Below are 23,400 nucleotides of genomic sequence, written 5' to 3' on the forward strand. Positions count from 1 at the left end.
ACCGATCAGTCCTCCGCCTCGTCGGGCTGTGCAGGTGGCAACGCCGGTGCGGGACCGGCCGCCGCGGGCGTCGTATCCAGGTACTTCAACAGGTCGGGGACGTACGACACGTCGACGCGCAGCTTCTGCACGCGCCCGTCGACATCCCGCATCACGAACTCCCGGAAGCCGAGCCGTGACTGCGAGGAAGCGTCTACTTGGGACAAGCCGGCGAGCGTCTGCTCGTACCCGACTCCGGTCGGCACCCGCAGCAGCCGCAGCGCCTCTTCGGCGATCTCAGTGTCCTCTGCGATCCGGCCGACGAAGACGGTGGACACGAGGTTCTGGACGTCCAGACCGAGGATGTCGCGCGGGTTCTGCGAGGCGACCAGCGCGGCGAGGTTCCATTTCCGGCTGTCGCGGGCGAGCCGGACCAGGAAGGAACGACCGGAGCGCCAGCCTTCCATGAAGTGCGCCTCGTCGAGGCCGACCAGCTTGCGCTGCCCCATCTCGCCGCCGTAGCAGCGGCGTACGGCGAGGCGGTGCGCGGTGTGCAGCATCGGGAGAGCGAGGGATTCCTCGGCCGACCAGTACTCACGCTCGATCTTCAGGTCGGGCAGCCGGAGCCCGGCCATCGTGATGACCGTCAGCGTGGTGTCCGACGCCAGTGAACCGGACGCCGGTGAGCCGAAGAACAGCGTCGCGAGCGGCATCTCGGCGGTGTCCAGCAGCAGGTCGCCGAGTTCGCGTGACTCGTCGTCGCCGGCGCTGTGCAGCAGCGCGACCACGTCGTCGAGGGTGGAGGTCTCCTCCGCCGGCACCTGGCGTACGGCGTGCCGCAGCAGGGTCGCCGTCGACGCTTCCCGGGCCACCTGTGGCGGTACGAGCATCATGCAGATGTCCTGGACGAGCATCCGCCGCTCGGCCCGGGCGTTGGAGACGGCGATCTCGAACTCGCGGTCGCCGGTCGGCCCGGCTGCGAAGTGGGAGCGCAGCGGGGTGGGGATCAGCGCGTACGGGGCCAGGGTGCCCTGCTCGGATCCGGTCAGGTTGAGCACCCGCGAGTACGGCGCAAGCTCCGGCATGGCGCACAACCGGGCCAGCGGGCCGGACGGGTCGAGCAGCGTCACCTGTACGCCACGGCGGGCCGCGAGGTACCCCAGCGCGCCCAGCAGCGTGGACTTGCCACCGCCGGGTTCGGCCACGAACACCGCGAGGCCGGAGCGCTCCCGCACCTCCATCGGGAAGTGGAGGTCGAGGAACACGGGGCGCCGGCAGGTACCCGAGGTGCGGCCGATGAGGTCGCCGCGGCGGTCGCCGACGGTCGAGGCGGCCTGGGGCAGCGCCGCGGCGAACAGCTTGATGGGCATCCGCCGCAGGTATCCGGTGTTCGCCAGCGGCTCGCCCGGGATGAACTCACGGGCCAGCCAGTCCTGGTTCTTGGGGTGCTGCAGCGAGACACGCATCTCGCGGGAGTACAGCTGGGTCAACCGCCGGGCCCGTTCCAGACACTCTTCGCGGGTGCGCCCGCTGACGGCGATGCGGTGCCAGCCGTGCGCGCGGGACGAGTCGACCGGCAGCCCGGTGGTGATGTCGTCGCCGATGGTCAGCGCCCGTTTCGCCAGCCGTTCGAGCTCGGGCGGGGCGTCGATGCCGTGCTCGGCGTAGTCGCTCTGCTGGGAACGGATGAGTCGGAGCCGGTGTTCGAGGTTGCGGAACGAGTCGGACGGGCCGAGTATGTCCACTCTGGACGACAGCTCCATGGGCCACGGCAGCCGCTCGTGGAAGTGCAGCCACGGCTCGTGGCGTTCGGGAATGTCGAGCGGCTCCATCCGGCCGACCGTGAGGACGGCGACGTGGCGCTCCTCGCCGGTCATCCGGTTGACGAGCTTCACCGTGGAGCCGTACGGGGTGCGGTAACGCTCGATCTGTTCGGTGAGCGCCAGCAGGTCGCCGCGTTCCCACGCGCCGTGCTCCACAGGGGACAGTGCGGCCGGCGGCTGCATGCAGAGCGCGACCGACCGGTACAGCAGCCACTCCAGTTCGCTCGAGGTCACCCGCCGTCCGCGCATGCCGAAGGCGCCGAGCACCTCGTCGAACTGTTCGATGGTGCGCGCCATCCGCCGCCGCTCGCCGCCGCTGACACCCTTGCCGAACAGCCGGCCGATCCGCTCGGACATGGTGTCGCCCAGGGTGCGCCGGGCGAAGGTGATGCCCAGGTAGGTCTGACCTTCGGCGTGGTTGACCGACAGCAGGTGCTGCTGGGCGGCGACGAGGTGGTCGGACCAGGACGGCGCCCCGGGCACCGCCGGAAGCGGGTGGGGCGTGTGCGAGTCGATCGCCCTGGCCCACTGGTCGGCCGGGAAGGGGCGGCTGGTGCGGCGCAGGTGGATGCGGAAGCCGGCCAGGCCCGCGTACTGCTCGGAGATCGCCAGCAGCAGCGCTTCGCGCTCGGCGTCGGGGCGGAACGCCCACCGCACCTCGGGCAGCCAGTACCAGGCGGTGACCGAGTTGGGGGTGAAGGTGAGGTGGCCGGCGATCTCGGTGATGGCCAGTTCGACGGCGGGATCCCGGTCCCGGTGCCGGGGTCTGGGGACCTTCCGCAGGGGGTCGCGGTCGTGCCGCGTGGCGGATTCCCGGGTGCGTGCGAGCGCTCGTCCGGGTTCGCCGTCCTTGCGCGATGCCTTCTTGTCGCGTTGCGCCGGAACGCCCTCGTTCACCGGGCGGTTGATCGGCTCGCGGAGCCGGTCGGGGCGGTTGGGGCTGTCACCGGCCCGGCTGCGCTGGCCGGCGCCGGCCGGCGCTTCGACGGGGGCGCCGCCGGGCGACGCCGCCGCGTTGTTCCGGTTACCGTCTGTCTCGCCGCCGGCCGGCGTCTCGCGTTCGACGAGGCCGAGGAACGGTGAGTCGACGTCGGCGGGTGGTTCCGCGTCGCCGTCCGGGGCGGCTGCGGGGTCGGTCCAGGTCTCGTCCGGGGCGCCCGAGCCGTCGCCCTGGAGGACGGCGATGCGGCCGCCGTCCGCCAGGGCCTGGAGGCCGCCGTCGTAGTCGAGCCAGTGTCCGGAATCGTCCTCGATCCCGTTCGCTTCGGCGTCGTTGTGTCCCCGCGTCATGTCAGCTCCTCGCGGATGCGTATCCGGCGTGCGACGAACCGCGCATCGCGTTGCTCGAGGCGGGGCTCCCGGGTGTTCCGCCAGTCGGTGAGCGCGGTGCGGATCACCATCCGGGCGGGCCGGTCCGGGTCGACGTAGCGGAACACCAGCGAGGTGGAGACCATCGCGAGCGCGATCTCCCACGCTGGAAACAGGTCCGGTCCCTGGAGGGTAATCAGCCAGTGCAGGAACATATAGAACGGTACGAGTATGATGAACAGTCCATATTGGGCATACGGGAGCTGGACCGGCAAGGTGTATCCGGGCGGGCCCAGGTATACGAGCCTGGCCCGGTAGATGTCGTCGTCGGTACGGAGCCGCATGGTCGCCCCACTCGTCTCGCAGGTCGTTTCCGTCCGTCTCGGTCTACTTGAACACCAGCTTGATCAAGGAGTCGCCGACGACGAGGAGCGTGGCTGCGCCCGCGATGAAGGCCAGGCCGATGATGGCGATCGCCGAACTGGTCAACACCCGTGAGACTTCGCCCCGGCTGGCCCGGCCGATGAAGATCACCCCGAGCACGGCCAGCAGGATCGGCGCGATCTTGCTGGCGAAGAAGGTGAGGATACCTTCGGTGTTGATCTCGCCGGGGGGCGCTGCGAGGGTGTCTACGCCCGGTGGAGGGAGTGTATGGACCCACACCGCCTGGCTAACCTCGATAAGCATCATCGATCAACCTTCCCGGTACGCGGTGGCCACCGCGTGTACAGCCCTGCCGATGATGGGACGCCACTGGATCAACCCTGACTGCCTGTATAGGAAACGGGGTCGGTGCGCGCGTGCGCTATGCAGGCTTTTGCGCTGGTAGAACCTGTTTAGGGTGGTTAACAGACTGGATAGCGCCCACTTGCAGAGAGTACGTTGAAGGCCCTCTTATCAACAAGCTGACCGATACGTTGCTACCGGCGAGGCTGCCATGGTGGCCGCCCGGCGTGCCTGAAGAGCGCTAGGTAACGTCATCACTGTGACCGACCTGCTCGCCGCCCGACACCCCGTTGTGATGGGCATTCTCAACGTGACCCCGGACAGCTTCTCTGACGGAGGTCGGTACGACGACGTCGACGCGGCGGTGGCGCACGCCACGCAGATGATCTCCGACGGCGCCCACCTGGTGGACATCGGCGGTGAGTCAACCCGCCCCGGCTCCGATCGGATCGACGCGGAGACCGAACTGGCCCGCGTGCGGCCCGTCATCCGTGAATTGGCTGCCGCGGGAGTGCCGATGAGCATCGACACCACCCGCGCGACGGTGGCGGCGGCGGCGTTGGAGGCCGGGGTCAGCGTCGTCAACGACGTTTCGGGCGGCATGGCCGATCCGGACATGGGCCGGGTCGTGGCCGACGCCGGCTGTCCGTGGGTGCTCATGCACTGGCGCGGCCACTCGCGGGGGATGAACGAGCTTGCCGTCTACGCCGACGTAGTGAAAGAGGTGTGCGCCGAGCTGTCGGAGCGCGCGGACGCCGCGATCGCCGCCGGCGTCGCGCCCGATCGGATCGTCCTCGACCCCGGCCTCGGCTTCGCCAAGACCGCGGAGCACAACTGGCGGCTCTCGGCCCACCTCGACGCGGTCATCGCGCTCGGCTACCCGGTGCTCTTCGGGTCCAGCCGCAAGTCCTACCTCGGCCGCCTGCTCGCCGGCCCCGACGGCACGCCGCGCCCGGTGGACGACCGCGCCACGGCGTCGGTGGCGAGCGCGCTGCTCGCGGTCGCGGCCGGCGCGTGGGGCGTACGCGTCCACGACGTCCGGGAGACCGTCGACGCGCTCCGGGTATGGCAGGCTACGGAGGCGTGCCGGTGACTGATCGGATCGAATTGACCGGACTGCGCGCCCGCGGCCACCACGGCGTGTACGACTTCGAGCGCGCCCAGGGGCAGGACTTCGTGGTCGACGTGATCCTGGAGCTGGACCTGTCGCGCGCCGCCGCCAGCGACGACGTGACCGACACGGTGCACTACGGGGAGCTGGCCGAGCGGCTGGTGAAGATCGTCGAGGGCGAGCCGGTCAACCTGATCGAGACGCTGGCCGACCGGTTGGCGGCGGCGTGCCTGCGCGACGACCGGGTGTCGGTGGCGACGGTGACGGTCCACAAGCCGCAGGCGCCGATCCCGCACGAGTTCGCCGACGTGGCCGTCACCCTGAGCCGGAGCGCCGTCACGCTGAGCCGGAGCGCAGAGGACCGGGCATGAGCCGGGCCGTCCTGTCTCTCGGCAGCAACCTCGGCGACCGCGCGGCGAGCCTGCGGACCGCGGTGGCGGCGCTCGGCGACCACGTCATCGCGGTCTCCGGCGTGTACGAGACGCCGCCGTGGGGCGGGCCCGGGCCGGACGGCCGTGAGTCGCCTCCGTACCTCAACGCGGTCGTGCTGGCCGTCGACGACGGCGACGACCCGTACGCGTGGCTGGCCCGGGCCCGCGAACTGGAGCGGGCGGCCGGCCGCGAGCGCGACCCGTCCTGGCAGTACGCACCGCGTACGCTGGATGTCGACGTGATCACTGTTTGGGCCGACGACGGGACCCCGGTCCGGTCCGAGGACCCCGACCTGGTGCTGCCGCACCCGCGGGCGCACCAGCGCGCGTTCGTGCTCCGGCCCTGGCTGGACATCCAGCCGTACGCGCAACTGCCCGGGCGGGGCTGGGTCTACGACCTCGTGCGCGCCGACCCCGTCGCCGCCGACCTGACGAATCTTCGCCCATGCGCCGACCTGTCCTTGGAGCCATGACGATGACCACGCCCCGGGAGCCGACGCCAGAGCCGCGGATGCGGCCCACCAAACTGTCCACCCTGTTCGTGGCCGCGCTGGCTGCGGCCGCCGTGGCGTGGCTGGTGATCAGCCGCTTCTACGGCGACATCGCCACCACATTGCCGTGGCTGCCGCCGTTCGTCATGCTCGGGCTGGCGCTCGTCGAGGCCGTGCTCGCACCGGGCACGAAGGCACGCATCGAGCGCAGGAACGGCGCGCCGCCGGTCAACCCGCTCGCCGTCGCCTGGTACGTCGTTCTCGCGAAGGCCTCTGCGCTCGGTGGCGCCCTGTTCACCGGCCTGTACGCCGGGCTGCTGACGTGGCTGGTGCCGCAGCGGGGATTCCTCACCCACGTGGGCCAGGACCTGCCGCAGGCGATCGTGGGCGTGATCGGCGCGCTCGCGCTCACGCTCGCCGGCCTGTGGCTGGAGCGGGCGTGCCGGGTTCCGCCGCCTCCGCCGGACGACAACCGCGTCGGCGAGGACCGCCCAGGCGGCGACCGGTCGGGAGGCCGGCCCGGGGGCATCTGAGCCCGGCGCGCGCCGGCCGGCGCCACGGGGGGTGACGCGCGCGGACTCGCGCGGGTAGCGTGCGACCGAACCTGTCGCGGCGTTGCGGCCGGTTCGGTCGATGCGGCAGGAGGCACCCGCTCATGTCCTACGACGACCCGCGTTACCGGGGTGAGCACGACCAGGAGGACGGCGGCTTTCCCTACGCCGACACATACCCCGACGGCGGTGACTACTCGTATCCGGGTGAGCGCACGGACAGCATCCTGCGTGGTGGGTACAGCCCTCCGAACCTCGACGACGTCTTCGACGATCCGGCGGCGGGCGAGCCGGGGCGTGACCGCTTCGGCGTCCACCTGGTCTGGGAGCTACTGCTGCTCTTCGCGGTGGCGGCGTTCGGTTACGTGCTCTACCGGGACAGCCGGTTCGCCGTGACCGGCGACGGTCTACGTACCCTCATGATCTCGGCGACGACCCTCGGGCTGCTGGTGCTGGCCGCCGGGCTGAGCCTGCGCGCCGCCGTGCCCAACCTCGCGGTGGGCCCGGTCGCGGTCGCGTCCGCGCTGTACTTCGCCGACCACGCCGGGCGGGGCGTGCTCATCTCGGCGGGGCAGGCGGTCGTCCTCGCGCTCGCTGTCGGCGCCGCCATCGCCGTCGTCACGGTCGGCCTGCACGTGCCGGCGTGGGCGGCCAGCTTCGGCGCCAGCCTCGCCGTCGTGCTGTGGATCCAGCGGCACCATCACACCGTGGAGTTGGGGCGCGGCGTGTACCAGCCGGTCTCCCACGCTCCGTACTGGTTCGGCGGGTTCGCGGCGCTCGCGGTCCTCGGCGCGCTGCTGGGAGCGGTCAGGCCGGTGCGTCGCGTGGTCGGCCGCTTCCGCCCGGTGGGCGATTCGGCGCAGCGGCGCGGTGGGGCGGCCGCCGGGATCAGCGCGCTCGCGCTGCTCGGCTCCTCGGCGCTCGCCTCGGCGGCCGGCGTCCTGACGGCGCTGCAGGACCGCACGATCGAGCCGGTGGATCAGTCGTTGGCGCTGACCGGGCTCGCGCTGGGCGGGGCACTGCTCGCGGGCACCAGCGCCTTCGGGCGCCGCGGCGGCCTGCTGGGAACAGCGTTGGCGGCCGCGTTGCTGGCCGAGGTGCTCCGGTACCTGCGCATCACGCACCCGGGCGTCTCGCAGCTCGCGGTCGCCGCCGCCGCAATCGGGGCGGGGCTGGTCGCGACCCGGGCGGTCGAGGCGTTCGGCCGGCCGCAGCCGGCGGCGGAGCAGCCGGCAGAGCGGTGGCGAACCATCGCGCCGACGACCACGACCACGACGATGCCGGCGGCGCCTGCCGACGACACCTGGGGCGGCTCCCGGCCGACCGGGTGGACCAGTCCGTTGCCGGCGTCGACGCCCGACGACCGCTGGCGCGACGACTGGGATAGGCGGTGACGGCCGGGGCTAGGCTGATGAGTCATGGCCGCCGATCGCCTTGCCGAACTCGAGTCGCTGCCCACCGAAGAGCTGCGCAAGCGCGCCTTCGCGCGCGCCGCTGAACGTCACGACGTCGGCTTCTTCTGGTCCGTGCTGCAACATCTTCCGCACGCTGACGACACGGAGGAGCTGGACGGATCGCTCGGGGCGGTCGGCGCTTCGGTGGATGACCTGGTGGCACTGTTCCGGGAGCTGACCGGCCACGAATACGGCGAGGCCGAGCCGCTGCTGCGCGCGGCGTTCATCGATTACCTGATTTGATCAACTGGTGGCGCGCCCCGCGCGTCAGATAGCGGACATTTCGCTGGTTGGATACGCTGCGGCCTTCGTTTCGAATTTTCGGGGTCCGGGCATCAGGCATTCATGGTTATCACCAGATCGCGTTACCGCACCGCGACGGGCATCGGTACGCTCGCCGCGCTGACTCTCGTGTTGGTGTGCGGCAGTCCGATCTTCGTGGACTGGGTCAACAGCAACACCAGGAGCGACACCGCTGGTGGGCTGTTCCTGCGCACGCTCACCTGGCCGCAGTGGTCCTTCGACTCGGCTCTTGCCACCCGGGACCTGCTGGCGCAAGACCTGAAGGCGATCCTGGTCGTCGTTTTCGCCGCCGTCTTCCTCACCGTGCTGGCGGGTGCCGAGCTCGCACGGGCCCGCGGCAGCTTCGCCGCTTTCATCACCGGTTGGGGCGCGTACATCTTCGCCGGTGCGCTGGCCGGTTTCGTCGCCGCGCTCTTCGCGGTCCACGCCACCCTGTACGGGGCGTTGACCTGGGCGATCGCGGGCGCCGGATACGGCCTGCTCACCGGCTGGATCATCGGGCTGGCCCAGATGAGCGCCCGGCGCCCGTAGCCCGGCCCGCCGCCTGCTGCCACCAGGATCCGCCCAGTTTGGGGCAAACTGCGGTCTCCGGCGCTCGGATAACCGCAATTTCGGCGAAACTGTGCGGATCTTGGTGGCGGTGCCGCCGTCACGCGGCGTGCAGAGCCCGGTGGATGTCGTCGGGCGTCAGTACACCCAGAAGCTTGGTCCCGTCGCGTACGACGACCCACCCGGTGTCCGAGCCGAGCAGTGCGGCCAGCGCGTCGGCGAGCGTAGCCTCCACCGGTACGCCGGCCGCGCCGTCGAGGTCGTTCCCGTCCGGCAGTGGCCGCAGCGCGTGCCGGGGAATCGGGGTGACGCCGAGCCGCTTGATCGTGCGGTCCGCGCCGACGAACTCCCGGACGAAGTCGTTGGCGGGCGCCGCCAGTAGCGCGGCGGGCCGCTCGTACTGCTGCAGGCGGCCGCGTTCGGCGAGTACCGCGATCCGGTCGCCCAGCCGGACCGCCTCGTCGAGATCGTGGGTCACCAGCAGGATCGTCTTGCGAACGGTCTCCTGCAGCCGCCGGAACTCGTCCTGCAACCGGGTCCGCACGATCGGGTCGACGGCCGAGAACGGCTCGTCCATGAGCAGCACGACCGGATCGGCCGCGAGCGCGCGGGCCACCCCGACCCGCTGACGCTGCCCGCCCGACAGCTCGTGGGGGTACCGGGAACCGAACCGCCCCGGCTCCAAGCCGACGAGTTCGAGCAGCTCATCGGTGCGTTCCCGGATCCGCGACCGCGACCAGCCGAGCAGGCGCGGCACGGTGCCGACGTTCGCCCGTACGGTCTGGTGCGGGAACAGCCCGACCTGCTGGATCACGTACCCGATCCGGCGGCGCAGAGTGACCGGGTCGGCGGCGGCCACGTCCTCGCCGTCGACGAGGATCCGTCCCGAGGTCGGCTCGATGAGCCGGTTGACCATGCGCAGCACGGTCGACTTGCCGCAGCCGGAGGGGCCGATGAGCACGGTCGTCTCGCCGGCGGCCAGGTCGAGCGTGAGATCCTCCACAGCCACCGTGCCGTCGGCGTACCGCTTGCTCACCGCCTCGAGCCGGATGGGCGCGGCACTCTCGCTTCGCCGGGTACCGTCCATTCATGTCCTTCCTCGCCCAGTCCGCTGCGGCCAACCCGTGGTTCTCATGGGCGTACCTGCATGCGAACGCCGACACTATCCGGGCTCTGGCCATCGAGCACCTTTCGTTCACCGTCGAGGCGGTCGCGCTGGCCGTGGTGGTCGGCGTGCCGTTGGCGGTGCTGGCGTACTGGGTGCGGCCGCTGACCGGCCCGATTCTGGCATCGGCCGGCGTGCTGTACACCATCCCGTCGCTGGCGCTGTTCGCCTTCCTCGCCCCGTTCCTGGGAACCGACCGGCGCACCGTGCTGCTCGGTCTCGTGCTGTACGCCCTGCTGTTGATCATTCGTAACACGCTGACCGGCCTGTCGCAGGTGCCCGCCGACGTCAAGGAGGCGGCGTCGGCGATGGGGTACGGCCGGCTGCGTTCCCTGCTGCGGGTGGAGTTGCCGCTGGCGCTGCCGGGCCTGTTGACCGGCGTACGGCTGGCGACCGTGTCGACGGTGGCGCTGGTGACGGTGGGTGTCCTGGTCGGCAAGGGCGGGTTCGGGCAGCTGATCATCGGTGGTTTCCGGAACAACTACCACAAGGCGGAGATCCTGACCGGCGCCATTCTTTGCGTCTGCCTGGCCGTCGTGCTGGACCTGCTGCTCGTGGGCCTGGGTCGGATGTTGACCCCGTGGCGCCGCTCATCGGGAGGTCGGGCATGAACAGCTTCCAGCAAATGATCACGTGGCTCAACGACCCGTTGAACTGGACCAACCCGAACGGCATCATGACCCGCCTGCTGGAGCACCTGCGCCTGTCGGCCGCGGCGGTGCTGCTGGCCTGCCTCGTTGCGTGGCCGATCGGGATCTCGCTCGGTCGCCGTGGCCGCGGGGCCGGTCTGGTCGTGCTGCTGTCGAACGCGACCCTGGCCATCCCGGTCGTCGCGCCGCTGACCATCCTGCCGCTGGCGGGCTTCGGCTTCGGCGCCCCGCCGGTCATCGTGGCGCTCGCGCTGTTCGCGATCCCCCCGCTGCTCGCGACCGCGTACACCGGCATGCGCGAGGTCGACCCCGAGGTGCGTGATGCGGCCCGCGGCATGGGCCTGTCCGGGTGGCAGCTGCTACGGACGGTGGAGCTGCCGCTCGCGGTGCCGTACCTGGCCGCCGGCCTGCGTACGGCGGTGGTGCAGGTGCTCGCGACGGCCGGGCTGGCGGCGCTGGTCAACGGCGGTGGCCTGGGCATGATCGTGGCGGCCGGCTTCGGGCTCGGCTTGGCGACCGGCGGTGGTCAGGTGCTCGCCGGCGGGCTCCTGATCGCGGCGCTCGCGCTGCTGGCCGAGGCGCTGCTGGCCGGGGTGCAGCGGCTGGTCACACCGGCCGCGCTGCGCCGCTCCGCCTGACGGGCGCCGGATCGCATTCAGGCTGATCGTTGCCAACTTGTTAGGTGGCGAACGCCACCTTTAGGGCTTATTCGCTTGCCGGTTGAATTGTTTTTCGGTTGTCTGGGTCTTGAACGGGTGGCAGCGCATCCCTGCCCGCCCGTCGGACACGCGGCCGGCCGACAGTGCCGAGCCGGGACACGGAAGGCGGGTTCCATATGCGCATCGTCGTTCGCGCGGCGCTGGGCGTCGCGGTCGGTCTGGCGGCCGTCGGCCTCGCGGCCGGCTGCGGTAAGGCCGGCTCCTCGGGTACCAAGGCGGCCAGCTCGGTCAAGGGCGCCGGCTGCGCGCCGGTCGCCGGGCAGCAGTTGGTCATGCTCACCGACGACAAGAAGCTGCAGGCCTCCGACAACGTGATCCCGGCCGTCAACGCCAAGGCGGCCGACCCGGCGCTCCTCGCCGCGCTGGACAAGGTCTCCGCGGCCGTCGGGCCCAAGGAGCTGGTCGGGCTCAACAAGGCGACGGACGTCGACCGTAAGACCCCGAAGGTCGTCGCCCAGGACTTCGCCACGAGCAGCAAGCTCACCGACGGCATCGCCAAGGGCGCCGGCGGAAAGATCACCATCGGCGCCGCGAACTTCAGCGAGAACCAGACCCTCGGCGAGCTGTACCGCATCGCGCTGGAGGCCGCCGGCTACCAGGCCACCGTGCAGCAGATCGGAAACCGCGAGCTGTACGAGCCCGCCCTGGAGAAGGGCGAGATCCAGGTCGTGCCCGAGTACGCCGGCACGCTGACCGAGTTCCTCAACAAGAAGGTCAACGGGGCGTCCGCGGCGCCGCTGGCGAGTGGTGACATCGACAAGACGGCCGCGGCGCTCACCGACCTCGGCTCGAAGGTCGGGCTGAAGTTCGGCAAGCCGTCCCAGGCGACCGACCAGAACGCGTTCGCCGTCACGAAGGCGCTCGCCGACAAGTACAAGGTCAAGACCTTGTCGGACTTCGCCGACAAGTGCTCGGGCAAGGCGACCGTGCTCGGCGGACCGGCGGAATGCCCGCAGCGGCCGTTCTGCCAGCCAGGCCTGGAGAAGACGTACGGGATCCAGTTCGGCAGCTTCGCCAGCCTCGACGCGGGTGGGCCGCAGACCAAGACCGCGCTGACGAGCGGTACCGCCTCGATCGGTCTGGTGTTCTCCTCGGACGCGGCGTTTGCCACAAGTTGACCCGATTCAAGACATTGGCGGTTGTCGAAGTAGCGATTCAAGGTCAACCGGCATAGTCCCTGGTCATCGCTGAGATATTCCGCACGGCACCGCTCTTGAGTATGGTCTACAGCCATGCCGGCTGCGGACATCGAGCAACGACGCGCCGGGCTGCCCGTCGGGCCGGGCCTGTTGTGGACCGGCGTCGGGCTGGCCCCGGTCGCTGCGCTGCTTGTCGTCCTCGCGGGCGACAACACGGGCTTCATGCGGTTTGCCGTGCTGCTCGCCGTCGCCGCGGTGGCGCTCATCGGCGCCTCCCTGGTGCTGCGCCGTGAGCCCGACATCCTGCGCGACCAGTTCGAAGACATCCTCTTCGAAGAGCTGGACGTCTTCCGCGACGAGGTACGCGAGGACATCACGACGGCAGCGCGCGCCACGCACCGGGCGTTCGGTGAGCGGGTGGGCACCCTCCAGGAGTCCGTCGACTCCCTGCGCGGCGAGGTCGAGCAGCTTCGGGTACGGGTGGAGCGCGGCGGCGTACCGACACAGCGGGTGTCGCCGCCGATCCCGCCGGTCGCGGCACCCGCGTCGTCGCTGACCTCCACCTCGGGCGTCATCCCCCCGGTGACCGGGTCGCACGGCGTCGTCCGGCACACCGAGACCGTGAAGGTCACCAGGCAGACGATCGTCGACCAGAACGACGGTGGCCGCGCCACCGGCACGGTGTACGGCGGTGGCCGGGCGGCCGTGGACCCGGTCGTGCCGGCGCAGCGGCCCGCCGACCGCCCCACCGCGCAGCCGCTCGGCGGTGAGGCCGGCGCCGGTGGGTCGTGGAGCGAGCAGCTCCTGCGCGAACGCCTCGCCGAGGAGCGCCGCGGCGGTGGGCGCCACGACGAGCCGCGCTACGGCGACGACCGGTCGGACCCCCGCCGCTGGCGTGCGGAGTCCGGCTGGGGCGACGGCCGTACCGCTGGCACGGACAGCCACAGCGGGTGGCGCGCCGCCGACCCGGCCGGTGACGGCCTCGGGGACGGCACGGGCGTGCACACCGGGGACCGGTGGGCGACCCTGCGCAGCGACGACCGCGGCCAGGAGCTTCGGATGGGCGAGTGGCGGACCACCGTGCACACCGACCGCTCCGGCGCGGAGCTTCGGGTCGAAGACCGGTGGGCGGCCGTGCGCCGCGAGCCGGACCAGACCCGGGACCCCCAGCGGCCGTGGGAACGCGGGCGCGCCGCCGACGGTGGTTGGGGTCGGGAAGCGCCGGGTGACCGGACGGTCGGCCGGCACGGTTCGGCAGGGCCGCAAGGGTATTCGCCAGGACCGCAGGAGTATTCGGCAGGGCCGCAGGAGTATTCGGCAGGGCCGCAAGGGTATTCGCCAGGGCCGCACGGGTACGAGCCCCGGACCTGGGCCGGCGGCGAGCCGCGCGACGAGTCGACCGCGGGCTGGAGCGCGCCGCGCCACGGCTGGGGCGGCGGTGCGCAGCCCGCGCTCCCCGCCACGCCGTCGGAGCCGAGCGCCTCGAGCTGGATGCAGGGCTGGGACGCCCGCCCCGATCCGGTCAGCGAACGGGCCCGCCCGCGCCACGACGACGGTGGATACCGCTGGAACGGGCGCGACGACGAGGAGCGCTGGCGGTAACCGCCCCTACTTGTCGATGTCGCCGACCACGAAGAACATCGACCCGAGGATCGCGATCAGGTCCGGCACCAGGCAGCCGGGCAGCAGCGTCGTGAGCGCCTGGACGTTCGCGTACGAGGCGGTGCGCAGCTTCAGCCGCCACGGCGTCCGGTCGCCCCGCGACACCAGGTAGTACCCGTTGATGCCCAGCGGGTTCTCGGTCCACGCGTACGTGTGCCCCTCCGGCGCCTTGACGACCTTGGGTAGCCGGACGTTGACCGGGCCGCTGGTCCGGTCGACCCGGTCGAGGCACGTCTGCGCCAGGTCCAGCGAGGCGTACACCTGGTCGAGCATGCACTCGAACCGGGCGTGGCAGTCCCCGGCGGTACGCGTGACGACGGGGACGTCGAGCTCCCCGTACGCGAGGTACGGCTCGTCGCGGCGCAGATCGAAGTCGAGGCCGCTGGCCCGGGCGACCGGCCCGGAGGCCCCGAACGCGGCGGCCTCGGCGGCCGTCAGCACGCCGACCCCCTTCGTGCGGGCCAGGAAGATCTCGTTGTGCCGGATGATGTTGTCGAGGTCGGGCAGGCGCCGGCGGACCTCATCGATGGCGAGCCGGGCCCGTGTCGTCCAGCCCGCCGGTACCTCTTCCTTCAGCCCGCCGACCCGGTTGAACATGTAGTGCATCCGCCCGCCGGAGGCCTCCTCCATGACCGCCTGGATCGTCTCGCGTTCCCGGAACGCGTAGAACACCGGCGTGATCGCGCCGATCTCCAGCGGGTACGAGCCGAGGAACATCAGGTGGTTGAGCACCCGGTTGAGCTCGGCGAGGGCCGTGCGCAGCCAGACCGCGCGCTCGGGTACCTCCAGCCCCATGAGCCGCTCGACGGCGAGCACGACGCCGAGTTCGTTGTTGAAGGCCGACAGCCAGTCGTGCCGGTTGGCGAGCACGATGATCTGCCGGTAGTCGCGCGCCTCGAACAGCTTCTCCGCGCCGCGGTGCATGTACCCGACGACCGGCTCGCAGCTGACCACCCGCTCGCCGTCGAGGACGAGCTTGAGCCGCAGCACGCCGTGGGTGGACGGGTGCTGGGGGCCGATGTTGAGCACCATGTCGCTGGTTTCCAGGCCGGCGCCGGTGCCGATGGTCAGCTCACGCGTCACGATAGGAATCCTTCCACGGACAGCCCCACCGGTTGCAGCAGCCAGTAGTGCCCGCCCAGCCCGGCCGGGTCGGTGAGCTCGGCGGCGACGCCGGCCGCCGCCAGCGCGCGCAGGTAGCCGTGCGGGTCGGTGTGTGCCAGCGCGAGCGGCGGCCGCGCGCCGTCGACGCCGAGGGCGCGCAGTGACGCGCGCTGGCTCGACAGGTGGGCGGGCCGCCCCGCGGTCGCGGCCCCCGCCGCCGCGACGGCGTCGATCGCGACGTGCGCGGTGAGGTCGCACGTGCCGTCGGGTACGGGCAGAACCTGCCGGCCCTCCCGGAAGCCGGTGAGGGTGCCGAACGCCGGCCGCTCTTCGCGCAGGTGCCCGTAGTCGACGGCGAGGGCGAGGCCGCGCGTCATCGTCGCCACGGCGTGCGCCCAGGCGGCGTCGCGCGGCGCGCCGATCTCGGCCCGGGCGCCCGGCGGGGCCTGGTCAAGGGGCCACCAGGTGGCCAGCCACGCCGCGTCGTCCGGCTCGACCGCGGGCCCGAGCCGCTCCTCGCCGGCCCCGTCGACCAGCACGTACCGCGCGTCGCCGGCCTCGTCGACCTCGACCACGTCGAGCGGTACGTTGTCCAGCCATTCGGTGGCGACCAGCACGCCTTCGAGGTCGTCGGGCAGCTCGGCGGTCCACCCGATCCCGTCCGGCAGCCCGGCGGGGCGGGGCGCCAGCTCGACCACGACCGGCCGTACGCGGGCGGTCGCGTCGTCGGGCAGGGCGGCGAGCACGGCGGTGAGCAGCTCACCCCGGCCGCCGCCGACGTCGACGAGGTCGAGCCGGTCCGGGTGGCCGAGGGCGGCGTCCACCCGGCGGACCAGGGTGGCGACGGCGCCGGCGAACGCGGGGGCGGCGTGCGCGCTGGTCCGGAAGTGCCCGGCCGGGCCGGGGCCGGGCCGGGTGAAGAACCCGTCCGGGCCGTACAGGCCGCACTCCATCGCCGCACGCCATCGCATGCGCCCACGGTACGGACTACCCGAGAAACGCCTTGGCCTCGCCCCGGTAGGTGGCTGCCGCCTCCACGATCGAATCGCCGGACACCAGGTGCAGCGCGTCGACGTGTTCGCACAGCTCACCGGCCTTGGCGTGGCGGAACCACACCCGGTCGCCCACGGTGAGGTCGGCCGCGCCCGGGCCGACCAGCGGGGTCTGCACCTCGCCCGCGCCCTCGGCCGGTACCAGGCGCAGACCGCCCGGCAGCCACGGGGTCGGCAGCCGGCTCGGGTGCGCCTCTCCGGAGGCGACCCAGCCGCCGCCGGAGACGGTCGCGGTCCGTGGGGTCGGCTTGCGTACCACGGACAGGGCGAAGAACGCGGCCGGCGTCGGCCGCCAGGCGCGGTAGGCGTCGAAGAGGGTCGGCCCGTACAGCCCCGAGCCGGCGGTCACCTCGGTCACGGCCGGGTCGGCCGCGGTCGCGGCCACGCTCCCGGTACCGCCGCCGTTGACGAACTCCAGGTCGGCGCGGGCGCGGACGGCGGTCACCGCGGCGGCCCGGCGTGCGAGCAGTTCGGCGTACGAGCGGGCCTGTACGGCGCGGATGAGCGCGGCGCGTACCCGTCGGCCCGGTGGGTCGTCGCCGAGTCCGGCGATGTGCGCCTCGTACGACATGAGCCCGACCAGCCGGAAGCCGGGGCGGGCGGCGATCGCGCCGGCCAGGGCGGCGGCGGACGCGGGGGAGTGCACCGGCGACCGGCGCACCCCGACGTGTACGCCCCGGACCGGCCGCCACGAGGCGTCGAGGTCGATGCAGACGCGCAGCGTCTCACGCCGGCCCGGCGGCGCGACCGCGTCGATGAGGTCCAGCTGTGCCGTGTCGTCGATCATGAGCGTGACCGCCGCGGCGGCGGCCGGGTCGGTGGCGAGCGTGGCCAGGCTGGCGCGGTCGGCTGTCGGGTACCCGATCAGTACGTCGTCCGTGATCCCCGTCTCGACCAGCCAGAGCGCCTCGGCCAGCGAGTACGCCATGACGCCGGCCCAGCCGGCGCTGCCCAGCACCCGGCGCAGCAGGTGGCGGCAGCGTACGGACTTGCTCGCCACCCGCAGCGGCTTGTCGGCGGCGAGGGCGCGCAGCGCGGCGGCGTTCGTGTCGAACGCGTCGACATCGACCAGCGCAAACGGCGGGTCGAGGTGGGCCGTGGCCGCCTCGTAGCGGGCGCGGAGGGCGCGGCGCTCGGCCGCGCCGGCGTCGGGATCGCGCGGGGGTGCTGCTGGCACATCTGAACGGTAGCGGTCCGGAGGCCAATGCGAAAGATTTTCGTGTACGGCGTTCGGATGGCGCCGGCCGGCCACCCGACTGGGGCCGATGCGGGCAAACACACTGCGACAACGGGCAGTCGCGACCGGCTGGCGCAGCTACAGTGACCTGTTGGATGGCCACCCGGCGGGGGTGGCACGGGCGACAGGAGCGCCGAATCACTACCGAAGAGCCGGCCGGTAGCGGCCACCAGCCGACACCCGCGGCGTCCGCGGAGCCCGGGACGGCCGGTCGGACAACGCCACCCACCGACGGGGCCGGACGCGCGAAACCGACCGCGGCCAGCCAGGTGGACCTGTCCGGGATCGCCGAGCTCAAGGCGATCCTGCGGATCCGGGCGTTCCGCCGGCTGTGGGCGGTCCTCGGCCTGTCCTCCCTGGGCGACTGGCTCGGCCTGCTCGCCACGTCGACCTTCGCGGCCGGCCACGTCAGCGGCTCGGTGGCCAAGGGCGCGGCGTTCAGTTCGGTCATCGCGGTCCGCCTGCTGCCGGCCCTGGTCCTCGGCCCCATCGCCGGAGTGTTCGCCGACCGGTTCGACCGGCGGTACACGATGGTCGTCTGCGACCTGATCCGGTTCGTCTTCTTCGCCTCGATCCCCGCCGCGGGGCTCGTCACCCACGACGCCAGGCTCATCGTCGCGTGGGCGGCGATCGCCACGTTCGTGATCGAGACGGCGCAGATGCTGTGGGCGCCCGCCAAGGAGGCGTCGGTGCCCAACCTGCTGCCCCGGGCCCGGCTCGAGGCGGCCAACCAGCTCACCCTGGCGACCACGTACGGGATCACCCCGGTCGTCGCCGGCCTGGTGCTGTCCGTGCTGACCAACGGCCTGACCGCGCTCTACGCGACGATCGGCTACACCTGGATCGCGCCCAACGACATCGCGCTGTACTTCGACGCGCTGACCTTCCTCGCCACGGCGCTCACCGTGCTGTTCGGCATCAAGGAGATCAGCGGCCACGGCACCCGACAGCCCGGGGAGCGCAAGCCCGGCGTGCTCCGGGAGTTCATCGACGGCTGGAAGTTCGTCGGCCGGACCCCGCTGATCCGCGGCCTCGTCCTGGGCATCCTGGGCGCCTTCGCCGGCGGCGGTGTCGTGGTCGGCAGCGGCCAGGCGTACGCCGTCTCCCTGGGCGGTGGCAACTCCACCTTCTACCTGCTGTTCGCGATGCTCTTCGTCGGCCTCGGCATCGGGATCGTGGCCGGGCCGAGACTGGTCGGCGGACTGTCGCGGCGGCGGATGTTCGGCGTCTCGATCGTGCTCGCCGCCGGCTCGGTCGCACTGCTCGCGGTCGCGCCGCACCTGACCGTCGCCGTGGCCGGCACGCTGCTGGTCGGCGTCGGCGCCGGCATGGCGTTCCTGTCCGGTACCACGCTGCTCGGCGGCGAGGTCGACGACGAGGTGCGCGGGCGCGCGTTCGCCGTGGTCCAGACCGGCACCAGCGTCGTGCTGATGTTGACCATCGCGGCGTCCGGCCTGCTCGTCGGCGCCGGCGGGTCGCGCCTGCTGTCCCTGCCCGGTCTCGAGATCCAGGTCTCCACCACCCGGCTGCTCCTCGGCGTGGCCGGTGTCCTCGGCGTCATCGCGGGCCTCGCGGCGCTGCGCCAGATGGACGACAAGGCCGGCGTACCCATCCTCGCCGACCTGATCGGCTCCCTGCGCGGCCGGCCGCTCAGCCCGGCCGAGCCGAAGCCGCGCCACGGCCTGTTCGTCGTCTTCGAGGGCGGCGAAGGGGCCGGCAAGTCGACCCAGGTACGGCTCCTCGCCGACGCGCTGCGCGCGCAGGGTCACCACGTCCTCGTCACCCGGGAGCCGGGTGCGACCGAGGTCGGCGAGCGGATCCGCAACCTGCTCCTGCACGAGCAGCCCGCCTCCACCGCGCTCACCCCGCGCGCCGAGGCGCTGCTGTACGCGGCCGACCGGGCCCATCACGTGGCCGCGGTCATCCGCCCCGCGCTCGCGCGCGGCGAAGTGGTCATCTCCGACCGGTACGTCGACTCCTCGCTGGCCTACCAGGGCGCCGGCCGCACGCTGCCGGTCGACGAGGTGTCGTGGCTGTCGTCGTGGGCCACCGGCGGGCTCAAGCCCGACCTGACCGTGCTGCTCGACGTCGACCCACGGGTGGGCCTCGACCGGGTCGGCGCGCGCGGCACCGGCGAAGACCGGATCGAGGGCGAGTCGGACGCGTTCCACGAGCGGGTCCGGTACGCCTTCCTCGACCTCGCGGCGGCCGACTCGGGCCGGTACCTGGTGCTCGACGCCAACCGGCAGCCGGAGGCGATCGCGGCCGTGGTCGCCGAGCGCATCAGCGAACTGCTGCCGCCCGTGGGCGTCCCGTCCCGGTCGCGGGCGGACGGCGAGCCGAGCCGCTGCACCGACGACAGCGACGACGTGTCGGAGCTGGAGGGCCCGACCCAGCCGATCCCCGGGCGATCGGCATGAGCACGGCGACCGGGTCGCCGGCGGGGGTGGGCCTTCGCGCCGCGCCGCCCGTGTTCGACGCGTTGATCGGCCAGGACGAGGCGGTGGCGACCCTCGCGCGCGCCGCCGCGGCCGCAGCCGCGTCAGTCGCCGGCGCCCCCGCCGAGCAGGGCGCGATGACCCACGCCTGGCTGTTCACCGGCCCGCCCGGCTCAGGACGGTCGGTCGCGGCCCGGGCGTTCGCCGCCGCGCTCCAGTGCCCCGACGGCGGGTGCGGTGCCTGCCAGGCCTGCCACACCACGCTCGGCGGCACGCACGCGGACGTGCGGTTCGTGGTACCTGAGGGCCTGACGATCGGGGTCGGCGAGATGCGCGCGCTGGTGCTGCGCGCGGCCAGCTCACCCAGCCAGGGACGCTGGCAGGTGCTGCTGGTCGAGGACGCGGACCGGCTCACCGAAGCCGCCGGCAACGCGCTACTCAAAGCGGTCGAGGAGCCGCCGCCGCGGACGGTCTTCCTCTTGTGCACCCCCTCGACGCACCCCGACGACATCTCCGTCACGATCCGCTCGCGGTGCCGGGTGGTGCCGCTGCGCCAACCTCCGGCCGAGGCGGTCGCGACGGTGCTGCGTCAACGGGACGGCGCCGACGACGCGACGGCCAGCTGGGCGGCGGCTGCCGCGCAGGGGCACGTCGGCCGGGCCCGGTGGCTGGCCCGCGATCCGCAGGCCCGGTCACGCCGGGACGCCGTCCTCGCCGTACCGCACCGGTTGACCGGCGTGGCCGCCTGTTTCGACGCGGCCAACGCGCTCATCGAGGCGGCCGAAGCGGAGGCGGCGGCCACGGTGTCCGAGCTGGACAGCTCTGAGCGCGCCGCGCTGGAGACCGCCCTGGGCGCGGGCGGCACCGGCCGCGGCGCGGCAGGCGCGGCGCGCGGTGTGGCCGGGCAGTTGAAAGACCTGGAGAAGCGGCAGAAGTCGCGGGCCACGCGGGCGCAGCGGGACGCGCTCGACCGCGCGCTGGTCGACCTGGCCGGCTTCTACCGCGACGTGCTGGCCCGGTCGCTCGGCGCGCCGGTGTCGCCGATCCACGCCGACACCGCCGACCTGGCGGCCACGGCGGCGCAGCGGTGGAGTCCGGAGAGCACGCTGCGCCGGCTCGAGTCCGTACTCGCCTGCCGCGCGGCCATCGAGGCCAACGTGAAGCCCCGCATCGCCGTGGAGGCGATGATGCTCGCCCTGTGGCAGGGCTGATCCTTTCGGTCTTCGAAAGTGAGGGTGGTCTCGGCTCGATCGCGCAGCGAGTTATCCACAGGTGGCAATTCGTCATTCCCCGGCTACCGAGCGGTGCCGTAAGTTCCTCCGCGGGAGGGGCTGCGGAATGGGTCGGGATTTCGACGAGGCATGGATCGACGAGGCGATCGAGCGCTACCAGCGCATCGAGGTGCGCCTCGCCGAGCTGGACCGGGCGGCCAAGCAGACCGAGGTGACCGTCCGCTCCCCGGACGGGCTCGTCGAGGTGGTCGCCACCGCCGACGGCACCATCCGGGATGTCCACATCCGGGGCCAGGCGCGCTCCACCGAGGAGCTGTCCCGGGCGGTGCGCGACGCGGTCACCGCAGCCGCCGACGCCGCCATCTGGGCCCGGCAGAAGCTGCACGCCGAGACCTTCGGCGCCTACCAGCCGCTCGCATGACGGGAGGGGAGATGGCACTCGACGACGTCGCCGCCCGCCTCGCCGCCGCCGGCGCGGAGCTGGCCGCGGCCGCCTCGACGCTGCCGGCCCACGACCCGGGCGCCGACGCGTTCGGCGCGGACGCCACCGGCCGGCTGGGTGCGCTCGGACATGAGCTGCACCGGGCTTACCTGGTCGCGCTTGACTCGCGCGTCCGTGAGGTGGCGGCGCACGGCGGCCGCCTGTCCGAGGCGGCCGACCTCCTCGCGCGGGCGGTCGCCGCCTACGCGACGGCTGATGACGCCGCCGGTCGCCGGCACCGGGAGGCGCCGTGAACGACGTGCTCGACCAGGTGATCGCACCGGGCGCCGACCTCATCGAGCGCGTGGACGCCGCGCTCATGGCGCACGGGATACCGACCGACCACCCGGTGACCGGGTTGATGCGCCGCGTCGGAGCGCTGCCGGCCGATGTCCTGTCCGCGGCCACCGGCTGGCGTCCGACGGCCCTGCGCGCCACCGCGTCCGACCTCCGCCGGACCGCCGCCGGGTACGAGCGGCAGCGCGACCTCATCGCCGCGCCGGCACCCTGGGAGGGAGCGGCCGGCGAGGAGTTCGCGGCGCACCGGGCGGCGCTGGTCGCGTTCATCGGGGAGACCGGAGAGCCCACCGAGGCTTCGCTGGCGGGGCGGCTGCGAGCGACGGGGGATTACCTCGACGACGTGGCCGAGTGGATGGAGCGCGCACGGCGCAACCTGGCCCACGCCGTGGCCGAGGCGCTCGGCTCGGCCGAGGCGGTCGCCCTGCACGCGGGTGGCGACGCGCTCGCCGCGGCGACCATCGCCGCTCGGGTCCTGACCGCCGCGAGCGAGGTGTACGCCGACGGTGACGACCTCACCCGGCGCTGGGCCGGCCGGCTCGACCAGATCGGCTACCGCCCGCCCGCGACGATTGCGCCGTCGTCGGGTGCCATCCGGCTCTCCGGTTGACCGCACACGCGACATTTCACCGCAGCCGGCCGTGGTCAGTAGGGTGGGCGCATGGGAATGCTGTGCGCGGTGAGCTTCAACCGGTACGGCCGTTTGTACTATCTCGACCCGGCCGGCTTCTCACCGCAGGTCGGTGACCGCGTACTGGTCCCCACCGACGACGGCCCCGAGGTTGCCGAATGCGTCTGGGCGCCGCAGTGGGTCTCCGAGGACACCGACGGTTTCCCGAAGCTCGTCGGGCTCGCCGGCGAGGACGACCTGCGCCGTGACGAGCTGATCCGCAAGCGCAAGGCCGAGGCGAAGGTCGCGGCGAAGAAGCTGATCCGTGAGCACATGTTGCCGATGAAGGTGGTCGCCGTCGACCACGTCGTCGACGCGGGCGGTCAGGGACCGCGGACGACCATCTACTTCACCGCACCGCACCGGGTCGACTTCCGGTCGCTGGTCCGCGACCTCGGCGCCACCCTCCGTTGCCGCGTCGAGCTGCGCCAACTGTCCGCACGCGACTCCGCGCGGGTACAGGGCGGCATCGGTTCGTGCGGCCGCGACCTGTGCTGCGCGACGTTCCTCACCGACTTCGAGCCGGTCACCATCCGCATGGCCAAGGACCAGGACCTGCCGCTCAACCCCTTGCGGATCTCCGGCGCGTGCGGGCGGCTGATGTGCTGCCTGAAGTACGAGCATCCGCTCTACCAGCAGTTCCAGGCCAGCGCCCCACCCGTCGGCAGCCGCGTGACCACCCCGGAGGGCGACGGCCGGGTCGTCGGGCACAGCGTGCCCCGTGACGCCGTGGTCGTACGCCTGGACGCGGACGGTTCGCGCTGCTCGTGCAGTCGGGCGTCGGTGTGCGGGCCGCGAAAGGCCCACGACGAGCGCTACGGCTGAGCT

23 protein-coding genes and 1 pseudogene are annotated in these 23,400 nt (G+C 72.5%); 17 read left to right on the top strand and 7 right to left on the bottom strand.

Going from position 1 to position 23,400, the window contains the following annotated elements; all coding sequences use genetic code 11:
• Positions 1-5 precede the first annotated feature (5 nt).
• The 3 genes and pseudogenes from HC031_RS05610 to HC031_RS05615 all read right to left on the bottom strand — a co-directional run.
• A pseudogene (locus tag HC031_RS05610) lies at positions 6-2,798 on the bottom strand (ATP-binding protein); the annotation flags it as partial.
• A gap of 290 nt (positions 2,799-3,088) precedes the next feature.
• Positions 3,089-3,454 (bottom strand): hypothetical protein, encoded by a 366-nt coding sequence (locus HC031_RS32885; RefSeq protein WP_240942163.1) that lies wholly within the window; start codon positions 3,452-3,454, stop codon positions 3,089-3,091.
• Positions 3,455-3,497: 43 nt separating this feature from the next.
• Entirely contained in the window at positions 3,498-3,797 is a 300-nt protein-coding gene (locus HC031_RS05615; protein ID WP_420813604.1) for a hypothetical protein, read from the bottom strand.
• Between the two features lie 298 nt (positions 3,798-4,095).
• On the opposite strand from HC031_RS05615, the gene folP reads away from it, so the two are divergent.
• From folP to HC031_RS05650, 7 genes are all read left to right on the top strand, one after another.
• Positions 4,096-4,929: a dihydropteroate synthase gene (folP, locus tag HC031_RS05620; protein ID WP_167924110.1), complete on the top strand. Its 834-nt coding sequence runs from the start codon at positions 4,096-4,098 to the stop codon at positions 4,927-4,929.
• Positions 4,926-5,318, top strand: coding sequence for a dihydroneopterin aldolase (gene folB / locus HC031_RS05625; protein ID WP_167924111.1), 393 nt, complete (start codon positions 4,926-4,928; stop codon positions 5,316-5,318). Before folP ends, folB begins: the two co-directional genes overlap by 4 nt.
• Positions 5,315-5,851: a 2-amino-4-hydroxy-6-hydroxymethyldihydropteridine diphosphokinase gene (gene folK / locus HC031_RS05630; RefSeq protein ID WP_167924112.1), complete on the top strand. Its 537-nt coding sequence runs from the start codon at positions 5,315-5,317 to the stop codon at positions 5,849-5,851. Before folB ends, folK begins: the two co-directional genes overlap by 4 nt.
• Before the next feature lie 2 nt (positions 5,852-5,853).
• Positions 5,854-6,402, top strand: a complete 549-nt coding sequence (locus HC031_RS05635; RefSeq protein WP_420813605.1) for a DUF3180 domain-containing protein — start codon at positions 5,854-5,856, stop codon at positions 6,400-6,402.
• A gap of 122 nt (positions 6,403-6,524) precedes the next feature.
• A complete protein-coding gene (locus tag HC031_RS05640) occupies positions 6,525-7,814 on the top strand; it encodes an ABC transporter permease (protein ID WP_167924113.1) in 1,290 nt (429 codons plus the stop codon).
• Between the two features lie 24 nt (positions 7,815-7,838).
• Positions 7,839-8,117, top strand: coding sequence for a hypothetical protein (locus tag HC031_RS05645; protein WP_167924114.1), 279 nt, complete (start codon positions 7,839-7,841; stop codon positions 8,115-8,117).
• A gap of 102 nt (positions 8,118-8,219) precedes the next feature.
• Complete coding sequence (locus HC031_RS05650) at positions 8,220-8,708, top strand: hypothetical protein (protein WP_167924115.1); 489 nt, start codon at positions 8,220-8,222, stop codon at positions 8,706-8,708.
• 118 nt (positions 8,709-8,826) lie between these two features.
• On the opposite strand, the gene HC031_RS05655 is transcribed toward HC031_RS05650, so the two are convergent.
• A complete protein-coding gene (locus HC031_RS05655) occupies positions 8,827-9,813 on the bottom strand; it encodes an ABC transporter ATP-binding protein (protein WP_167924116.1) in 987 nt (328 codons plus the stop codon).
• Positions 9,814-9,815: 2 nt separating this feature from the next.
• Between HC031_RS05655 and HC031_RS05660 the strand changes: the two genes are divergently transcribed.
• From HC031_RS05660 to HC031_RS05675, 4 genes are all read left to right on the top strand, one after another.
• A complete protein-coding gene (locus HC031_RS05660; RefSeq protein ID WP_167924117.1) occupies positions 9,816-10,502 on the top strand; it encodes an ABC transporter permease in 687 nt (228 codons plus the stop codon).
• The gene (locus HC031_RS05665; RefSeq protein WP_167924118.1) at positions 10,499-11,179 is read left to right on the top strand and encodes an ABC transporter permease; all 681 of its coding nucleotides are present in this window, start codon (positions 10,499-10,501) and stop codon (positions 11,177-11,179) included. The genes HC031_RS05660 and HC031_RS05665 overlap by 4 nt, the downstream gene beginning before the upstream one ends.
• Before the next feature lie 197 nt (positions 11,180-11,376).
• Complete coding sequence (locus tag HC031_RS05670; RefSeq protein WP_167924119.1) at positions 11,377-12,378, top strand: glycine betaine ABC transporter substrate-binding protein; 1,002 nt, start codon at positions 11,377-11,379, stop codon at positions 12,376-12,378.
• A gap of 114 nt (positions 12,379-12,492) precedes the next feature.
• Positions 12,493-14,001: a chromosomal replication initiator protein DnaA gene (locus tag HC031_RS05675; RefSeq protein WP_167924120.1), complete on the top strand. Its 1,509-nt coding sequence runs from the start codon at positions 12,493-12,495 to the stop codon at positions 13,999-14,001.
• 6 nt (positions 14,002-14,007) lie between these two features.
• Here the strand turns inward: HC031_RS05675 and HC031_RS05680 are convergent, their stop codons facing one another.
• From HC031_RS05680 to HC031_RS05690, 3 genes are read right to left on the bottom strand one after another with little or no spacing between them, the layout of a single operon-like run.
• Entirely contained in the window at positions 14,008-15,093 is a 1,086-nt protein-coding gene (locus HC031_RS05680; protein ID WP_167924443.1) for an NADH-quinone oxidoreductase subunit D, read from the bottom strand.
• Positions 15,094-15,140: 47 nt separating this feature from the next.
• Complete coding sequence (locus tag HC031_RS05685; RefSeq protein ID WP_240942166.1) at positions 15,141-16,136, bottom strand: SAM-dependent methyltransferase; 996 nt, start codon at positions 16,134-16,136, stop codon at positions 15,141-15,143.
• A 16-nt stretch (positions 16,137-16,152) separates the two neighbouring features.
• Positions 16,153-17,394 (bottom strand): alanine racemase, encoded by a 1,242-nt coding sequence (locus HC031_RS05690; protein ID WP_167924121.1) that lies wholly within the window; start codon positions 17,392-17,394, stop codon positions 16,153-16,155.
• Positions 17,395-17,549: 155 nt separating this feature from the next.
• Here HC031_RS05690 and tmk point away from each other — a divergent pair, with 155 nt between their 5' ends.
• From tmk to HC031_RS05720, 6 genes are all read left to right on the top strand, one after another.
• Positions 17,550-19,874 (top strand): dTMP kinase, encoded by a 2,325-nt coding sequence (gene tmk / locus HC031_RS05695; RefSeq protein WP_167924122.1) that lies wholly within the window; start codon positions 17,550-17,552, stop codon positions 19,872-19,874.
• Positions 19,871-21,103 (top strand): DNA polymerase III subunit delta', encoded by a 1,233-nt coding sequence (locus tag HC031_RS05700; protein WP_167924123.1) that lies wholly within the window; start codon positions 19,871-19,873, stop codon positions 21,101-21,103. Before tmk ends, HC031_RS05700 begins: the two co-directional genes overlap by 4 nt.
• A 127-nt stretch (positions 21,104-21,230) precedes the next feature.
• Positions 21,231-21,545, top strand: a complete 315-nt coding sequence (locus tag HC031_RS05705) for a YbaB/EbfC family nucleoid-associated protein (protein ID WP_167924124.1) — start codon at positions 21,231-21,233, stop codon at positions 21,543-21,545.
• A gap of 11 nt (positions 21,546-21,556) precedes the next feature.
• The gene (locus HC031_RS05710) at positions 21,557-21,859 is read left to right on the top strand and encodes a hypothetical protein (protein WP_167924125.1); all 303 of its coding nucleotides are present in this window, start codon (positions 21,557-21,559) and stop codon (positions 21,857-21,859) included.
• Positions 21,856-22,512, top strand: a complete 657-nt coding sequence (locus HC031_RS05715; protein WP_167924126.1) for a hypothetical protein — start codon at positions 21,856-21,858, stop codon at positions 22,510-22,512. Before HC031_RS05710 ends, HC031_RS05715 begins: the two co-directional genes overlap by 4 nt.
• A gap of 51 nt (positions 22,513-22,563) precedes the next feature.
• Positions 22,564-23,397 (top strand): PSP1 domain-containing protein, encoded by an 834-nt coding sequence (locus HC031_RS05720; protein WP_167924127.1) that lies wholly within the window; start codon positions 22,564-22,566, stop codon positions 23,395-23,397.
• The last annotated feature ends 3 nt before the right edge of the window (positions 23,398-23,400 follow it).

The sequence above is a fragment of the Planosporangium thailandense genome (genome assembly GCF_011947195.1).
Lineage (GTDB): Bacteria > Actinomycetota > Actinomycetes > Mycobacteriales > Micromonosporaceae > Planosporangium > Planosporangium thailandense.

Coding starts and splice junctions, on each gene's coding strand:
- HC031_RS05675 (WP_167924120.1), top strand. CDS start 12,493: ATGCCGGCTGCGGACATCGAGCAACGACGCGCCGGGCTGCCCGTCGGG.
- HC031_RS05670 (WP_167924119.1), top strand. CDS start 11,377: ATGCGCATCGTCGTTCGCGCGGCGCTGGGCGTCGCGGTCGGTCTGGCG.
- tmk (WP_167924122.1), top strand. CDS start 17,550: ATGGCCACCCGGCGGGGGTGGCACGGGCGACAGGAGCGCCGAATCACT.
- HC031_RS05680 (WP_167924443.1), bottom strand. CDS start 15,093: ATGGTGCTCAACATCGGCCCCCAGCACCCGTCCACCCACGGCGTGCTG.
- HC031_RS05705 (WP_167924124.1), top strand. CDS start 21,231: ATGGGTCGGGATTTCGACGAGGCATGGATCGACGAGGCGATCGAGCGC.
- HC031_RS05635 (WP_420813605.1), top strand. CDS start 5,854: ATGACCACGCCCCGGGAGCCGACGCCAGAGCCGCGGATGCGGCCCACC.
- HC031_RS05645 (WP_167924114.1), top strand. CDS start 7,839: ATGGCCGCCGATCGCCTTGCCGAACTCGAGTCGCTGCCCACCGAAGAG.
- HC031_RS05615 (WP_420813604.1), bottom strand. CDS start 3,797: ATGCTTATCGAGGTTAGCCAGGCGGTGTGGGTCCATACACTCCCTCCA.
- HC031_RS32885 (WP_240942163.1), bottom strand. CDS start 3,454: ATGCGGCTCCGTACCGACGACGACATCTACCGGGCCAGGCTCGTATAC.
- HC031_RS05685 (WP_240942166.1), bottom strand. CDS start 16,136: ATGCGATGGCGTGCGGCGATGGAGTGCGGCCTGTACGGCCCGGACGGG.
- HC031_RS05700 (WP_167924123.1), top strand. CDS start 19,871: ATGAGCACGGCGACCGGGTCGCCGGCGGGGGTGGGCCTTCGCGCCGCG.
- HC031_RS05660 (WP_167924117.1), top strand. CDS start 9,816: ATGTCCTTCCTCGCCCAGTCCGCTGCGGCCAACCCGTGGTTCTCATGG.
- HC031_RS05655 (WP_167924116.1), bottom strand. CDS start 9,813: ATGGACGGTACCCGGCGAAGCGAGAGTGCCGCGCCCATCCGGCTCGAG.
- HC031_RS05640 (WP_167924113.1), top strand. CDS start 6,525: ATGTCCTACGACGACCCGCGTTACCGGGGTGAGCACGACCAGGAGGAC.
- HC031_RS05665 (WP_167924118.1), top strand. CDS start 10,499: ATGAACAGCTTCCAGCAAATGATCACGTGGCTCAACGACCCGTTGAAC.
- HC031_RS05650 (WP_167924115.1), top strand. CDS start 8,220: ATGGTTATCACCAGATCGCGTTACCGCACCGCGACGGGCATCGGTACG.
- folK (WP_167924112.1), top strand. CDS start 5,315: ATGAGCCGGGCCGTCCTGTCTCTCGGCAGCAACCTCGGCGACCGCGCG.
- HC031_RS05720 (WP_167924127.1), top strand. CDS start 22,564: ATGGGAATGCTGTGCGCGGTGAGCTTCAACCGGTACGGCCGTTTGTAC.
- HC031_RS05710 (WP_167924125.1), top strand. CDS start 21,557: ATGGCACTCGACGACGTCGCCGCCCGCCTCGCCGCCGCCGGCGCGGAG.